Below are 12384 nucleotides of genomic sequence, written 5' to 3'. Positions count from 1 at the left end.
GTTTGCAGGCATAAATTTAAGCATGTTCATTGGGCGGATCATTTCCTGGGTTTGCTGCGCTGCCCCAGTGCGTAGTCTTAACTTTGATTGCCCTTTCACAGTGCATGAAGGCATGTCTTGGGTTTTCACATAGGCTGGAATAATTATATATGAGTACAGGTAAGGACAAGGATTCTGTCGGCATTGACTGGAGCAGTTACCCCCTTGGGGAGTTTTTTGATGAAATGATTTCTGAGAAAGGCAATCCTCGAGCCGCCAGCCGCAGTGTTGTGAGTGCGTTATCCAAACTGAGTGATGAAGAGTTAGAAAGCCGGCGGGTGGCTGCAGATCGAACCGTGCGGGATATGGGTGTTAGCTTTACCGTGTATATGGATGGCAGCAATATTGATCGGGCTTGGCCTTTCGACCTTATTCCCCGGGTGATTGGTGAGGCTGAATGGAAGCGCACCGAAGAAGGCTTAAAACAGCGCGTTAAAGCGCTGAATATGTTTATCAACGATGTTTATCACGACCAGCAAATATTTAAAGATGGCGTGGTTCCCGAAGATCTACTCAAAGATTCTAAAAACTTTCGCCCGGAATGTGTGGGTATTAATCCCCCAAGAGGGGTGTGGGCGCATATCTGCGGCTGCGATTTGGTGAAAGACATCGATGGCAAATTTTATGTGCTGGAAGACAATTTACGCGTGCCCTCGGGCGTGGCTTATATGCTGGAAAATAGGGAAATCAGCAAGCGGGTGTTGCCTGAGCTGTTCGAAAGCATCGATATTTTACCTGTAGATGATTACCCCGAAAAACTCTTTAGCATGCTGGCGTCGGTTTCTCCCCGCAAAGTACGTCAGCCAGAGATTGTTATTTTAACCCCCGGAATTTTTAACTCCGCGTATTTTGAGCATGCCTTTTTGGCCCAGCAGTTAGGGGTGGAATTGGTGGAAGGCAGCGATTTGCTTGTGGCTGACGACGACTGCGTTTATATGCGTACCATCTCGGGTCTTGAGCGGGTAGATGTGATTTACCGACGCATCGACGATTTGTTTCTCGACCCTGAGGCATTTAACCCCGACTCCATTCTTGGTTGTGCCGGGTTAATGCGGGCGTGGAAGGCGGGCAATGTTGCGCTGGTGAATGCACCGGGAGCGGGGGTGGCCGATGACAAGGTAGTCTATGCCTACGTGCCCAAAATGATTGAATATTATTTGGGCGAGAAAGCGATATTGCCCAATGTGGAAACCTATCTTTGCGATGATCCCGAGCAGCTGGAGTATGTCCTGGCAAATATTGAAAAGCTGGTGGTTAAACCCGCCAATGAATCCGGTGGATACGGCATGTTGGTGGGCCCCCACGCTACGGAAAAAGAGCATAATGCCTTTCGTAAATTGGTGAAAGAAAACCCCCGCAATTACATTGCCCAGCCGACGTTGCAGCTTTCGACCACCCCGGTCATTACTGGGCCGGGCCAAGTTGAGCCTCGGCATTTAGATCTGCGCCCCTTTGTCCTGCAAGGTAAAACTACTACCGTGACCACCGGCGGTTTAACCCGAGTGGCTTTAACAAAAGGGTCTTTGGTGGTGAACTCCTCGCAAGGGGGAGGCAGTAAAGATACGTGGATAGTGGCTCAGGGAGGTAAAAAATCATGATGTTATCTCGAGTTGCTGAGCGGGTTTACTGGTTTGCCCGGTATTTAGAGCGGGTTGAGAGCATGGCTAGGCTGATTAATGTCTATACCTCGCTGTTGTTTGATTTACCCAAAGATACCGGCATCAGCTGGCATAATTTGGTGGTTGCCAGTGGGAGTCACCAGGAGTATGAGCGACGGTTTTCGGTAAAAGATGAGAAGCGCGTTATTAAATTTTTACTGGAAGATACCAGTAATTTGTCGTCATTAACGTCATCACTGACCATGGTGCGGGAAAATATTCGTACCACACGGGATATTTTGCCCGCTGAATGTTGGGAGCTGGTGAATGAGTTTCAGATTTTTGTTAACGAGAATATGCAGCAGGGCATCAACCGCCGCCACCGTAATGAATTTCTCGGCGATATCATCAAAACCTGCCAGCAAATTAATGGTTTGATCTCTGACACCATGCGCCGAGACGATGCTTGGCATTTTCTGGTGTTGGGGCGCAGTTTGGAAACCGCAGATATGACCCTGCGAACGCTGGAAGCTGGCTCAAGAATGTCGGTCGATTGTTTTGAGCATGACAGCGTTCACGTCACCGATGCGGTTTGGAGCAGTGTGCTGGGCACCCTCAATGCGATTATGCCCTTCCGTCGGACCATGAAAGTGTCGTTGAACGGCGAGGATTCTGCTCGATTCTTGTTAGAAGACACCTTGTTTCCCCGGGCTGTTGCGGCATGCTTATTGGATATGCGTAGCTCTGCAGGCGTCCTGCCGGGCGGAATGCCGGTGGGCAAATTCTTGGATCAGTTGATCAAAAAGGTTGAAAAGGGTGACCATTACGACGATGTTTTTGAGGGTTTGCCCGCCCATCTGGATGAATTGCAACGGAGTTTAGGGGGGCTGAATAATGTCATCAATGACACCTGGTTTACGCCCAGCTGAAGGCTGGTTACCCTCAACAGAGCAGAAATTTGCGGTGTAATGCGTTTGCTGGATGTGGGGAACTGCGGTAGTCTGCTTTCTCGCGATTGCCCGCTATTAAGGGACCCGCGGCCCTTACTATCGTAATAACTGTTATCGTAATGACCGTCGCGTCGCGGAAACCCGAAACTCATGCAAAAAACGGCGACTCAATCCCAATCTGGCGGTTCCAATTCTATGCCTTTAGACCGCTTTAACTACACGCCCAAACATAACCAGTACGATGAGGTTGTCGATAAGCAGGGCGCGATTCGGGAGCATTGGCATTACCCCATGCAGGTTTTACGCAGCATGGGACCCGAAGCCTTGCTTGAGCGTCAGCGCACTGCAAAACGCATTCTTCGAGATGATGGCGCCAGTTACAGCCCTGGCGATCAGCTTAATATCAGTCACACTTGGAACCTGGACCTGCTGCCGCTGATCCTGTCCAGTCAAGAGTGGGAAGTGATAGAAAACGCCCTGAGAGAACGGGCAGAGTTGCTCAACCTGATTCTCGATGATATTTACGGCGAGCGAAATCTACTCAAACATCGAATTATCCCTCCTGCCGCGTTATACGGGCATCGGGGCTTTATGCGAGCCTGTGACGGTATTCGCGTGCCCGGCGAACATCAGCTGATTTTTCATGCCTCCGACCTAGTGCGGGATAACAACGGCGAGTGGCTGGTGATTGGCGATCGTACTCAAGCGCCTTCAGGAACAGGGTATTCACTTGAAAACCGCACCGTGTTGCGGCGGGTAATGCCCAGTTTGTTCCGGGATGCGCATGTGCATCGTCTGTCTAACTTCTTTCTGGCTTGGCGCCGGAAAATGGCCGAACTCAGCCAATCGAAAGATTCGCCCTTGGTGGTTTATCTGACCGAAGGTGCGTTTAAAGAAAACTCCTTTGAAGATGCCTATCTGGCTAACTATCTTGGTTACCCGTTGGTGCAATCCCGAGATCTCACCGTTCGCAAAGGCAGTGTGTGGTTAAAGTCGCTGGACGGCTTGCGCCGGGTCGATGTGGTCTTGCGGCGGGTGGATGATGCTTATACCGATCCTCTAGTGGCGCGCCAGGATCTGTCTCTGGGGGTGCCTGGCTTATTGGAAGTGGCTCGCAGCGGCGGAGTGGTCATTGCCAACCCAGTGGGGAGTGGCGTACTGGAAAATCCGGTATTAGCGAAATATATGCCCGCTATCGCCCAGCACTTTTTAGGGCGAGAGCTGCGGCTGAACTCGGTACAAACCTGGTGGTGTGGCGACCCGGCCGATTTGGCATATGTAAAAGCGCATTTTAATGAACTGTTAATACGACCGACATTCCGTTTGCCGGGTAAGCACAGTCTTTTTGTCAGTGATTTGCCGCCAGAAAAGCGCCAAGAGCTGTTAAATCACGTTTTGGCCAAACCCAATGATTACGTTGCTCAAGCTGCGGTGACGCCCTCTCAGACGCCGGTTCTCAGTGGCGCCTCGTTTAGTAGTCGCCCTTTGGTCCTGCGAGGTTTTACGGTTGCCAGTGGCAACTCCTATAACGTGATGCCCGGCGGCCTGACCCGTGTGGGCAGTAGCGAAGATACCTTGCATATTGTCAGTCAGTTTGCTGGCGCCAGCAAAGATACGTGGATACTCGAATCCGAGCCAGAGGTGCAAGACGCCCAGCCTGATGACTTTATGGCTCGGCAAAAAATGGATCGCAGCTTTAGCTTGCCTAGCCGGGTTATTGAAAACCTGTATTGGTTTGGTCGTTATGCGGAACGGGCGGAGTCGGGTTTGCGCCTGGTGCGCACCGCGTTTGAAGAACTCAATAGCATTGAGCCCTTACGTGAGAATATGCGCCGATCATTGTTGCGAGCGGTCACCCATTTGACTGCCAGCTACCCCGGTTTTACTGCCAAAAATGCGGATTTTTCCGCCCCTGAGCAAGAGCTTTTAGATTTGGTGGCAAACCGTGCCCGCCAGGGTAGTATCGCCCATTGCCTAGAATCCATACTGCATTCTGCAGGTGGCGTAAAAGAGCTGTTGTCCAATGATATGCTGCGGCTGATAAACGATGTCAGAGACGGCATGGAATATCTGAATAGCAATTTGGCCTCTAGCTTACAAGCGGCACCAGAAGAGCTATTAGATCCCTTGATTACCACCTTGCTGGCCTTGTCGGGTTTAAGCCAAGAAAGCATGGTGCGCAGCCGAGCTTGGCGGTTTATGGAAATTGGTCGGCGTATTGAGCGCGCCCAACGCACCGTGGAATTGCTGCGCCACACCTTGGTTGCCGGGGCCGACGGTCACGGGGTGCCACTGCTCAAACCGGTTTTGGCCAGCTTGGAATCGAGGATTGTGTATAAGCGCTATTATCGGGTGGGTTATCGTTTGGATAAGGGCTTGGAATTGCTTATCTTCGACCCCGAGAACCCCCGCTCGGTACTGTTCCAGTTAGAAGCATTAAAAGGCCACCTTGAAGATGTAACCGGGCCAACTCGTGGCGTGCAGGTGGGTGATGATATGCGCTGTGTTATTCGAGCCATTAATAGCTTGCTGCTGTCTTCTTTAACCGAGCTGTCTAAGCTGGATACCGAAAGCGGTCATTTCCTGCAGCTCGATATCTTTCTGAAAACCTTGGATGAAGACCTCAAGGCCGCAGCTCGTTGTCTGGCAGATCGCTATTTTGAGCACGCGTCTGGTCCCCAGCCTATCGAGATGAGTGGCAGGGGCTTGCAATGAGATATCGCATCAGTCACACCACTAAATATAACTACGCCGATCAAGTGAGCCAGGGCTATAACATCGCCTATTTGATTCCTAGAGATTGTCGTGGTCAGCGGGTGATTTATAGCAATATCAGTATTGATCCTATCCCGGCGACACGAATCCGCCGAGAGGATTATTACGGCAATGTGGTGTGCCATTTTTCGGTAGAAAAGCCCCATCGGAGCCTTGAGGTGACGGTAGAAAGTGAAATAGAAGTCGCTCCCTCTGAATCCAGATTGCTTAGCAGCGGTATTACCTGTGGCGAGGTGCTGGCAGCTTTAAATAGCGGTCAGTCCCAAGATGATATAGAAGCGTCGGAGTTTTGTTTTGACTCGCCGATGTTGAGTGGCAGCCAGGAAATTGGCGATTATGCTCGGGATCTGTTTTTGCCAGAGAATGCTTTTGTTGAGGCGGTGACGGCGCTCAATAGCCGTATTTATAAGGATTTTCAGTACGACCCCAGTTTTTCTACCGTGGCCACGCCGTTGGCGGATGTTATGAAAAACCGACGGGGTGTTTGTCAGGACTTTGCTCATCTTGCTATAGCTGTGCTGCGAAGCCTTGGCTACGCAAGCCGGTATGTGAGCGGTTATCTGGAGACCCTGCCGCCACCGGGGCAGGTGAAGCTGCAAGGTGCCGATGCCTCCCATGCGTGGTTTTCTGTTTTTGTGCCGGGTGATGACTGGTTAGATTTTGATCCGACGAATGACATTATTCCGGCAGATCAGCATGTCACCACTGGCTGGGGTCGAGATTATTCAGATGTGACCCCGCTCAAGGGCATCGTGTTTGGCGGCGGCAGCAATCAAAAACTGTCTGTGGCAGTTGATGTGGAAAGAGTGTCCTAATCGCTGGCAACATCACTAAATCTGTTAATGTTTGGCCTGGGTTGCAATCCCTTTTCACCGCGTTTTGCGTTACCTGTCTCAGCAGCGGATGTCTTTTACCTTTTAAGCGTGAAAGGCTTGTTCTAGTCTATACTCCTAAAGCGCTTTATTGTGTAGTGTGCAGGCTTTTGCATCCGTAGTGGTTTCTGCTGGAGGTGGAAAATGTCAGTTTTAGACAAAAAGGTCGCACTCGTTACCGGCGGCGGGCAAGGCGTTGGGGCGGGTATTGCGTTGGCCTTGGCGGCGGAAGGTGCAGCGGTTGCAGTATTGGGTCGAAACCTGCCGAGCTTGGAAGCGACCTGCGCTGAAATTCATCGCCGAGGTGGCCGGGCGGAAGCCTTTGTGTGTGACGTGATGGAGCTTGAGGATATTGAATCAGCGGTGCAAGAGGTTGTTGATGAGTTTGGCGGCATCGATATCCTGATCAACAATGCTCAAATCCTGCCCTTGGGCGATATTCTGGAACTCAGTGAAGACGAGTATCACCTGGGGATGGATTCCGGTCCCTTGGCCACCTTTCGTTTTCTTAAAGCCTGTTACCCTTTTTTACGCGGGGAAGGTGCTGTGGTCAATGTAGCCAGCTCTGCTGCAGTTAAAGCCGATTCTGCTGGTTATGGTGCTTACGCTGCGGCTAAAGAAGCGATTCGAGCGTTAAGCCGGGCAGCAGCTTGCGAATGGGGTGTCGATAATATCCGAGTGAACTGCATCATGCCTTTGGCTAATTCACCGGCTATGGCCAGCTGGGTAGAAAGCGGTGAAGACGAGGTCGCTGACTTTCTGGAAACCGTCCCATTGGGGCGCGTAGGTGATTGCGAAGAAGATATTGGCCGGGTGGTGGTGTTTTTGTGCAGTGCCGATTCGGCTTATATCACTGGTCACACCATACCGGTCGATGGCGGTCAGGCCTTATTGCGGTAATGCTGTTGGGATTAACTCCACTGCGTTAACGCATTGATGCTATCCATTCAATCCGCCCATTCTATCCACGTGGTTACTGCAATCAAAAAGTGTCTGATACTTCGTGAAATAGGCTTGTTTACAGCCAATGACAGACTTCCTATCGAAGCCCTCCGTGAACCTGTGTAATATTGTAAGTCTGTTAAACCTCCCATTGAAATAAGGTTTTATTCTCCATGCGTCGAACCAAAATCGTAGCTACGGTAGGCCCCGCCTGTGATTCTCCTGAGTTGTTGGCCGAGATGGTCCGCGCAGGCGTGAATGTTTTTCGTCTGAATTTTTCTCATGGTACCGGTGATGAGCATAAAGCCCGGGCGGCATTGATTCGCGAAATTGCGGCGAAGCAAGAACGCTATGTGGGTATTTTGGGTGATCTGCAAGGTCCCAAAATCCGGTTACGCAAGTTGGCTGAGGACCCCATTCGTTTACAACCGGGTCTGGAGTTGGTGCTGGATACCCGCCTGGCCGATGGCGAGGGTGATGCAACGCATATTGGTGTTGATTATGAGCCGCTCGCCCGCTCTGTTGCGGCTGGGGATATTTTACTGCTGGATGATGGTCGCCTGCGATTGTTAGTAGATCGTGTGGAAGGAGAAGAGGTGTTTTGTATCTCTGAAAGCGCCGGTAATTTGCATTCCCGTAAGGGCATCAACCGACTGGGTGGTGGCCTCTCGGCACCGGCGCTGACGGAAAAAGACATGGTGGACATTGATCTTGCTGCCGAGTTGGGGCTGGATTTTATCGCGGTGTCCTTTCCCAGCAGCGCTGAAGATATTCGTGATGCCAGAGCTAAACTGCAACAGGCTGGCTGTTTTGCCCATATTATTGGCAAAATTGAGCGGGCTGAAGCCGTCGCTAATGACGAGCATTTAGATGATTTGATTCGCGCCTGCGATGGGGTGATGGTGGCTCGCGGTGACTTGGGCGTCGAAATTGGCGATGCCAGTTTGATTGGTTTGCAAAAGCATATTATCAAACGCTCGCGGGTGTTAAATCGCCCAGTGATTACCGCGACGCAGATGATGGAGTCGATGATTCAGAACCCGGTTCCGACCCGGGCAGAAGTGTTTGATGTCGCCAATGCTGTTCTGGATGGTACTGACGCGGTGATGCTGTCAGCTGAGACCGCTTCGGGGCAGTACCCGGTGGAAACGGTTATCGCCATGGCAAGAAACTGCGAGGGTGCCGAGCTGTATCCCTCAGCGCGCAAGTCCAGTTATCGATTGGAACGACAGTTTGAGTCGGTGGAAGAAACCCTGGCGATGAGCGCCGTCTATGCTGCTAATCATCAAAAAGGCGTTAAGGCGATTGTGTCGCTCACGGAAACGGGGCGCACGGTGTTATTGATGTCGCGCTTAACCTCGGGTATTCCTATCTATGCCTTTAGTCGCAACCGGGAAACCTGCACGCGAGTCAGTTTGTATCGCGGAGTATATGCGTTGCCAACAGATAGCGCCGATGCGTCTATCGATGATTGCGTAACGGCCTTGAAGGCCCGCAGTGAAGTAAGTTGTGGTGATTTGATTCTGGTGACCATGGGCGACACGGTAGGAGTCGATGGCCACACCAATACCTTAAAAATGCTTCGGCTCAGTTAGTCAGTCAGTCTCTTTGGGTAGAGAAAGCCGTCTTCTGCTTTCTCGCCGCCATCTCCGCTATTGGGGTGGTGACCACTAATTAATCGGATATCAATGTGTTCTCCATTGTAACCCCTTTACTGCCGGTTATTTTACCTGTGATGCTGTGTGCCGGCCTGGGGATCGTTTGGGCGCGGACAAATCAACCCTTCGATCAAGAGTTTGTACGTCGCTTGGTCATGTGGGTGGGTGCGCCTGCATTGATTGTGGGTACCTTCGCCACGGTGGATGTTTCACTGGAGCAGTTGCGTATTTCGGCTCAGGCAACCCTACTACTGCTGTTTTTATCACTGTTGATTGCGGCGGTTATTTGCCTGGTGTTTCGTTTTCCTGCGCGGGATTTTTTGGTGCCGCTGGTATTTGGCAACTACGGCAATATGGGCTTACCACTGTGCTTATTTGCTTTTGGTGAGCCGGGTTTGGCTATTGGACTGGGGATTTTTGTTGTTACTACGCTGGCGCATTTTTCCATTGGTGTGGCAATACTGAATGGGCCTGGAGCAATCGGTGCAGTGACCCGCTCACCGATTGTCTATGCTGGTGTGTTTGCGGGATTGATGGTGATATGCGCCTGGCAGTTGCCCAAGGCGGCGATAAACACCTTGGATATTCTGGGCGGGGTGACAGTGCCGTTAATGCTAATTACGCTGGGTGTGTCGCTGAGTAGTTTGCGTCCGGGTGGTGTGGCTAAGGCTCTTCTTTTAGCCTGTTTGCGGCTGGCAGTAGGACTGGGAGCAGGGTTGTTGACCGTACATTTGCTGGATTTGCAGGGCTTGATGAGAAAAGTGATTTTGCTGCAATCGGCAACACCCGCAGCAGTGTTTAATTACTTGCTGGCGTTGCAGTACCGGCGTCAGCCCGATGCGGTGGCGGGAATGGTATTGTGGTCAACGCTACTGAGCTTTTTTACCATTCCCTTATTGTTGTATTTCATTGGCCTTTGATTTTGTGACCTTTTATTCAGCAGCGCCTGAATAAGGTTTAATGAACAATAATTTTTTTACGAATTTGGGCGACTTCCTTTTCTAGCTTATCGTAGATGGCTTGCACATTAATGTCGGCGCCGACGGCAGCACGACTGGAGATTTGCGTCACTGGGAAAATAAAATCTTCTTTAAACGGCACTTCCAATGCCCGGCTACGCCCGACATTGTCGACGTAGATAACCCACTTAAGATTGTGGGCTTTTTGTAAATGTTGGGCCATCACGATGCCCATCGCCTGCATGAGCTTGGTGTCGTCGCCATCTACCAGGTTGCGGTCTAACATCAGTTGCAATAGCTCCAGGTCTCGCTCCCGCTCACCACTGAAGCTACGCCCTGTCTTAATTTGAGCTAAGCTGTTCAGTTCGGCGGTGGCATTGTCCATAAATCGTTGGTCTAAGGGCGTTATTGGGTCGACCCGTAACGGCTCTGCGGCCTGGGCCAAAGGAGTCAATAGTAAAATCAGGCTCAAATACAGTAGACGCATTATTTTATTCTCCGGTTAAACTCAGCTTTCGGTGGCGAAGCTTTTGATCATATGGCGGCAATTATAGCCATAAGTGTTAGATGGGGGATCAAGCGAATGGTTTCAAGACGCATGAATCCCTCGGATAGTGTTGATTTGTCCCTTGAGCTGGGCTGCACTGGCCAGTACCATTAGCGGCTTGCATTAATTCTGGAGATACAGGCATGGTTAGGGGCAGTATAGTTGCCTTAGTTAGTCCGATGCACCCTGATGGCAGTATTGATTGGGCTGCATTGTCGCGCCTGATCGACTGGCATGTCGAGCAGGGAACCGATGGGCTAGTGGCAGTGGGCACCACAGGTGAGTCAGCAACGTTGGGTATGGATGAGCACAAAATGTTCATTAAGGCCTGTGTTGATCAGGCTGCAGGTCGCCTAAAGGTGATTGCGGGTACCGGTGCGAACTCCACTAGTGAGGCCATTGAGCTGACCGAAGTGGCTAAAGAAGTCTGCGCAGATGCCTGTTTGCTGGTAACGCCTTATTATAACAAGCCTACCCAAGAGGGTTTGTATCGGCATTACATGGCCATTGCTGATGCGGTAGACATCCCGCAGATACTTTATAATGTACCGGGCCGAACAGCCTGCGATATGAGCAATGCCACCACGATCCGCTTGGCAGAGCACGACAATATCATCGCGATTAAAGACGCGACTGGGGACGTGGCGCGGGGCAAAGAGCTTATAGACGCGGTTGGCAGCAAGCTCGATGTGCTGTCGGGTGACGATGCGACGGCCATGGAGTTAATGTTGGTGGGCGGTAAGGGTAATATCTCCGTTACGGCCAACGTCGCCCCGGCAGGAATGAAAGCACTTTGTGTTGCCGCTATGACCGGTGACCGGGCAGCCGCTGAAGCGGCTAACAGGCCATTGCAAGCATTGAACAAAAAACTCTTTCTTGAATCCAACCCGATTCCAGTCAAGTGGGCTCTACTTGAAATGGGTATGATGGAAGAGGGGATTCGCCTGCCCTTAACACCCCTCAGTGAACAGCATTACGCTGAGGTTCGAGCTGCACTTAAAGAAGCAGGATTAATAAATTAAATGAGCATGTCTATGCGCCGTTCCGGTTTCCGTCTTGTCACCATCGGTTTGTGTTTTTCTCTAGGAGCCTGTGGTTTATTTTATGATCGCGGGGAAGACTATCGTCAGGCTGAATTGAGTCAGCCCCTTAAATTACCGCCGGGTGTGAGTAGTGAAACTTTAGGTGATAAATACGGCGTACCGGGTATTGAGAAACATAAAGGTTTGCCGGGTCAATTTGAAGTGCCGCCGCCAGAGCCTATCTCTCGAAATGTAGGCCGTGCAGAAATTCGTATTCAAAGTTTAGATGATAAATCTTGGATTTTGATGGATGGTTCTCCTGGGCAGGTTTGGCCGCAGGTTCGTGGTTTTCTGAATGAGGCCAAGATGAACGTGGCGCGCTCAGATGTGGACCAAGGCATTTTGGAAACAGAATGGCTAAACCCACGCTCAGGTAATGTACCAGAGCGCTATCGATTTCGGATTGAAGAGGGTGTACAGGCTAGCACTGCTGAAGTTCATGTCACCCAGTCTAAGCAAGACGGCACAGACAGTTGGCCTGAAAAGTCACCTGATCCGGCGCGGACCCAAGAGTTGATTAAGTTATTGGCCCAGTATATGGCGAATAGCGAGGGCAAAAACAGTGCTGTGTCAGTGTTGGCCAAAAAAGGTGGTACCAAGGGCAAAATCTTCTTGGAAGGTGAAGGCGAGTACTCCCATCTGCGGGTGCAACTTCCCTATGACCGTGCTTGGGGGGCATTGGGGCTGGCATTGGAAAAGGCCGGTTTTGAGATTGAGGATTCCTCGCAAAATGTCAATAAATTCTGGGCCAGTTATGTTCCTCCTCAAACTGAAAAGCCCGGTTGGTTTGTCCGGTTCTTTACCGGGGCAACAAAACCCCCTGTTGCTCGTTACGTGATTGAGATGAAACCGATTGCTGAAGAAGAGTCGCTGGTTTACCTCAATTATCAGAAAGGCCGCCGTTTGCGTGAAGCAGAGCGGCAACAAGTTTTAAGCCGCATTATGGGCTATCTGTATTAATT

At 51.0% G+C, this 12384-nt stretch carries 10 protein-coding genes; 9 read left to right on the top strand and 1 reads right to left on the bottom strand.

All coding sequences use genetic code 11. From position 1 onward, the window contains the following. The first annotated feature begins 224 nt into the window (after positions 1 to 224). The 7 genes from IMCC21906_RS13175 (at position 225) to IMCC21906_RS13145 (ending at position 9754) form a co-directional block, all read left to right on the top strand. Positions 225 to 1637: a circularly permuted type 2 ATP-grasp protein gene (locus IMCC21906_RS13175; RefSeq protein WP_369795843.1), complete on the top strand. Its 1413-nt coding sequence runs from the start codon at positions 225 to 227 to the stop codon at positions 1635 to 1637. Beyond that, positions 1634 to 2566 carry an alpha-E domain-containing protein gene (locus tag IMCC21906_RS13170; RefSeq protein WP_052763533.1) on the top strand — a complete coding sequence of 311 codons (933 nt, stop codon included), beginning with the start codon at positions 1634 to 1636 and terminating at the stop codon, positions 2564 to 2566. Before IMCC21906_RS13175 ends, IMCC21906_RS13170 begins: the two co-directional genes overlap by 4 nt. A gap of 171 nt (positions 2567 to 2737) precedes the next feature. Then, positions 2738 to 5302, top strand: a complete 2565-nt coding sequence (locus tag IMCC21906_RS13165) for a circularly permuted type 2 ATP-grasp protein (RefSeq protein WP_156166051.1) — start codon at positions 2738 to 2740, stop codon at positions 5300 to 5302. Then, on the top strand, positions 5299 to 6177 hold the full coding sequence (locus tag IMCC21906_RS13160) for a transglutaminase family protein (RefSeq protein ID WP_047012549.1): 879 nt from the start codon (positions 5299 to 5301) through the stop codon (positions 6175 to 6177). Before IMCC21906_RS13165 ends, IMCC21906_RS13160 begins: the two co-directional genes overlap by 4 nt. Positions 6178 to 6378: 201 nt before the next feature. Then, complete coding sequence (locus IMCC21906_RS13155; protein WP_047012548.1) at positions 6379 to 7134, top strand: SDR family NAD(P)-dependent oxidoreductase; 756 nt, start codon at positions 6379 to 6381, stop codon at positions 7132 to 7134. A 215-nt stretch (positions 7135 to 7349) separates the two neighbouring features. Beyond that, positions 7350 to 8771: a pyruvate kinase gene (pyk, locus tag IMCC21906_RS13150; protein ID WP_047012547.1), complete on the top strand. Its 1422-nt coding sequence runs from the start codon at positions 7350 to 7352 to the stop codon at positions 8769 to 8771. 95 nt (positions 8772 to 8866) lie between these two features. Beyond that, positions 8867 to 9754, top strand: coding sequence for an AEC family transporter (locus IMCC21906_RS13145; RefSeq protein ID WP_082117479.1), 888 nt, complete (start codon positions 8867 to 8869; stop codon positions 9752 to 9754). Positions 9755 to 9791: 37 nt separating this feature from the next. On the opposite strand, the gene IMCC21906_RS13140 is transcribed toward IMCC21906_RS13145, so the two are convergent. Further along, complete coding sequence (locus IMCC21906_RS13140) at positions 9792 to 10280, bottom strand: DUF3806 domain-containing protein (RefSeq protein ID WP_047012546.1); 489 nt, start codon at positions 10278 to 10280, stop codon at positions 9792 to 9794. A 203-nt stretch (positions 10281 to 10483) separates the two neighbouring features. Here IMCC21906_RS13140 and dapA point away from each other — a divergent pair, with 203 nt between their 5' ends. Both dapA and bamC read left to right on the top strand, forming a co-directional pair. After that, positions 10484 to 11362: a 4-hydroxy-tetrahydrodipicolinate synthase gene (gene dapA / locus IMCC21906_RS13135; RefSeq protein WP_047012545.1), complete on the top strand. Its 879-nt coding sequence runs from the start codon at positions 10484 to 10486 to the stop codon at positions 11360 to 11362. Continuing rightward, positions 11363 to 12382, top strand: coding sequence for an outer membrane protein assembly factor BamC (bamC, locus tag IMCC21906_RS13130; protein ID WP_047012544.1), 1020 nt, complete (start codon positions 11363 to 11365; stop codon positions 12380 to 12382). The last annotated feature ends 2 nt before the right edge of the window (positions 12383 to 12384 follow it).

This window comes from Spongiibacter sp. IMCC21906, from assembly GCF_001010805.1.
Classification (GTDB): Bacteria; Pseudomonadota; Gammaproteobacteria; order Pseudomonadales; family Spongiibacteraceae; genus Spongiibacter.
The sequence above is the reverse complement of the archived record's forward strand: the minus strand, read 5'-3'. Positions and strand labels throughout refer to the sequence as shown.

Coding starts and splice junctions, on each gene's coding strand:
- IMCC21906_RS13140 (WP_047012546.1), bottom strand. CDS start 10,280: ATGCGTCTACTGTATTTGAGCCTGATTTTACTATTGACTCCTTTGGCC.
- bamC (WP_047012544.1), top strand. CDS start 11,363: ATGAGCATGTCTATGCGCCGTTCCGGTTTCCGTCTTGTCACCATCGGT.
- IMCC21906_RS13155 (WP_047012548.1), top strand. CDS start 6,379: ATGTCAGTTTTAGACAAAAAGGTCGCACTCGTTACCGGCGGCGGGCAA.
- IMCC21906_RS13175 (WP_369795843.1), top strand. CDS start 225: ATGATTTCTGAGAAAGGCAATCCTCGAGCCGCCAGCCGCAGTGTTGTG.
- IMCC21906_RS13160 (WP_047012549.1), top strand. CDS start 5,299: ATGAGATATCGCATCAGTCACACCACTAAATATAACTACGCCGATCAA.
- IMCC21906_RS13165 (WP_156166051.1), top strand. CDS start 2,738: ATGCAAAAAACGGCGACTCAATCCCAATCTGGCGGTTCCAATTCTATG.
- IMCC21906_RS13170 (WP_052763533.1), top strand. CDS start 1,634: ATGATGTTATCTCGAGTTGCTGAGCGGGTTTACTGGTTTGCCCGGTAT.
- dapA (WP_047012545.1), top strand. CDS start 10,484: ATGGTTAGGGGCAGTATAGTTGCCTTAGTTAGTCCGATGCACCCTGAT.
- pyk (WP_047012547.1), top strand. CDS start 7,350: ATGCGTCGAACCAAAATCGTAGCTACGGTAGGCCCCGCCTGTGATTCT.